The sequence below is a fragment of the Microcoleus sp. AT8-B5 genome (assembly GCF_036705565.1).
In the GTDB taxonomy this organism is placed as follows: domain Bacteria; phylum Cyanobacteriota; class Cyanobacteriia; order Cyanobacteriales; family Microcoleaceae; genus Microcoleus.
This window is the reverse complement of sequence record NZ_JAUBUY010000110.1, coordinates 1-2,495: the sequence shown is the minus strand read 5'-3', so window position 1 is coordinate 2,495 and position 2,495 is coordinate 1. Positions and strand designations below refer to the sequence as shown.

Annotated in this window: 1 protein-coding gene; it reads right to left on the bottom strand. The window is 40.0% G+C overall.

The features are described 5' to 3' along the window. On the bottom strand, positions 1 to 2,495 hold a 2,495-nt coding region (locus QUB39_RS30345; RefSeq protein WP_333485234.1), incomplete at both ends, for an AAA family ATPase.

The window sequence follows — 2,495 nt, the reverse complement described above, 5'->3', positions numbered from 1 at the left end:
GAAACCTCTGAATACAGAGCCGTTAAAATCAGACAACGGTAAAAATAATGGTGAGCACTAGAAATATGACCCATCAAATAATCAATCAGCTCTGCCGCGCGCTCCGATGCTTCTAGCGCCTCACTATACTGTTCGTAAAGATAGAAAGTCTGCGCCTTTAAAACATAAAACTCACACAGCGCTGCCATGCTTTTACGGCTATGAAAATTTTCTAAATGCTGTTCTTCGCTAACTTCATCCTCTTCTCCCATCAAATTTAAAATTGCTATCTTATTAGCAATAATAATATCAATCGCCCAAAAATTTTTAGTATGATTGCAGAAATGGAGCGACTTGTCAATATCTTCCCAGAGGTTATTCAAATTCATACCCTGGAAGAAATAGGTAATAGTTTGAAACATCCGGTTATAACCCGTCCATTGCAAATTGCCCGATTGCAAGCCTCTTTTATAACCTTCGTTATTAATTTGGGCCGTAGTTTTGAGCGGTCTCACCCAGCAGTTTAAGTAATTGGCAAAAATCACACTATCTTGGCAATTTTGAGACAAGTTATTAGAATTTTCGCTCAGAGTCAGAGCGAGTCTGCCAAACTCATAAGCAGATTGGTAATCCCCTAAAATTGAATTTAGGATAATTCCATAACACGAATAGCAGTAAGACCCTTCCGCTACAAAACCGTACTTGAGAGAAAGATTAATCGCTTTAATCACAGTCAACTTCCACAGTTCTTGAGATGAAAAGAACGTTAGTGGGCCCATGTTGCCCAATAATTTCATAGCCATTAGTTGAGCTGGGTCTTTCATCTTTTCGGCATGAATTAATGAAGCAATTTCTTGGTTGGCCAAGTAGGCTGTAGCTGTCGCCATTTCCGCATTAATCGCCTCACTTAAATTATCTTCAGCCAAGTCTATGCCCAGCAAGTGAAGCGCTTTTAATCCCGATTGAACTGCTGCTTCATATTTACTCAGCAGAGTGTACTGCACGATCAAAATGTTGTAAATTTCGGCTTGTTCTAGCTCAGATTTGGCCTGGGCAAATGCCACTTCTATTAAAGCTTCTGATTCTTCAAAATTGCCGTTTAAATATTCTGCCTCTGCCAGCTCCTTATGAAAGGTAAAAGCTAGTTCGTAGGAGTCTTGCCAAATATTGCCCGGTAGAATTTCTCGACCGAATTTTAAGTAGTCTCTGGCAGCAGCATAAGCCGTGGCATCTTTGGCTTTGCGAGCGGCGGTTAAATTTAAAATAGCTAGTTCAATTTTCTCGGTATCATCAATGATTAAATTTCGACCCGAATTCAAATGGTCGGCAATTTCAAAAATTCTTTCGGCGCGTCGCTCGCCAGAGATATTTGCTAGTAACAGACGACCAATTTGTAGGTGAATTGCTGTTTGCAGTTTTGAGTCAATCAATGCGTAACCTGACTGCTGTACGCGGTCGTGCAAAAATTTATAAGTAGTAATTACCAAGTCTGAGTTAATTATTTCTGATTCGGTAGCACCTAGCTCAGAAGTAGTTAAGATTAATCCTTCTTGAATGGCTGGCAATAGTTCTTGAAAGGTGGCTACCCAAGATTTTTCATTAATAATTGCCAGAGTGTTTAAGTCAAAACTATTGCCCACGCAGGCAGCTAAACGCAAAACTTGCTGAGTTGATGGGGGCAGTCTTTTCAATTTGCCCAGCATCAATTCAATGACGTTATCAGTAATACCTACTGATTCAATTTCGGAAATGTTCCAATCCCAGTTTCTTTCGTGAAAGTTGAATTTAAGTAGGTTTTCTTGATAGAGTGTTTTGAGAAACTGATTGACAAAAAAAGGATTGCCTTGAGTTTTACTGATTACTAACTCGGCGAGGGGGAGCGCTGATTTTTGGTCTTGACGCACGGTATCAGTAATTAAGTTAACTATCTGGTGAAGCTGTAAGGGAGCTAAGGTAATTCGCTCGATTCTTGCACCTTGATTTTGCAGCTCGTCCAAAGTCATCATTAAAGGATGAGATGGGTTGACTTCGTTGTCTCGATAAGCACCAATTAGAAATAGATAGTTGGTTTGCTCATCTGCTATCATTACTTGTAGCAGTTTCAATGTGGCGGCATCAGCCCATTGTAAGTCGTCGAGAAAGATGACTAAGGGATAGTCAACTGAACAAAAGACGCGGATGAATTTTTGAAATACTAAATTAAAGCGGTTTTGTGCTTCGGTGGCGCTTAATTCTTGTACGGCGGGCTGTGGGCCAATGATTAGTTCTACTTCGGGAATGACATCGACAATGATTTGACTATTAGCGCCAAGGGCAGCTAATATTTTTTGTTTCCAGGTATTGAGTTGATTTTCGTTTTCTGTTAAGAGTTGCTTGACTAATGATTGAAAGGCTTTGACAACGGCGGCGTAAGGGATATTTCGTTGAAATTGGTCGAATTTTCCGGCAATAAAATAACCTCTGGCTTTAGTAATTGGTTTATAAACTTCTTGTACTAAGGCGGATTTACCTATGCC